Origin of the sequence: Bartonella vinsonii subsp. berkhoffii ATCC 51672 (genome assembly GCF_902825225.1) — a bacterium.
Taxonomy (GTDB): Bacteria; Pseudomonadota; Alphaproteobacteria; order Rhizobiales; family Rhizobiaceae; genus Bartonella; species Bartonella berkhoffii.
Map to the genome: position 1 here is coordinate 1 of NZ_CADEAK010000281.1, position 398 is coordinate 398.

Sequence of the window (398 nt, forward strand, 5' to 3'; positions counted from 1 at the left end):
GGTTCAAGAGCGTTTTTTACCAATTGTAACCATGTATGAGAGGAGGATTTCTGACTTTTATATCCACAAATAAATAATCGATCTTCAGCGCATGTCATGCCTACATAAAGAAGGCGTTTATATTCTTCTTCTGCACATTCTTTTAAATGTGAAAGTGCTTTTTCAGAGGGGGGGCTACGAACTTCTGCGTTAGGACACCAGATAAAAGCGTGTTGGTCGTTTAATTGTTTCTTGTTTAAGGGAACTTTCAGAAGATGTGGTGCATGTTGAGAATGCCCAACAGAACTCCCTGGATCAACGAGCAAAACAACAGCAGCTTCTAATCCTTTAGCAGCATGAACCGTCATACTACGGACTTCTTCGTCGTTTTGATCAAACTCACGTTTAATTTCTGGTTC

At 40.2% G+C, this 398-nt stretch carries 1 protein-coding gene; it reads right to left on the reverse strand.

What is annotated here, in order from left to right; all coding sequences use genetic code 11:
* Positions 1 to 398 (reverse strand): 3'-5' exonuclease (locus J7R10_RS09270; protein ID WP_281432523.1); only part of this gene is annotated, 398 nt, incomplete at both ends.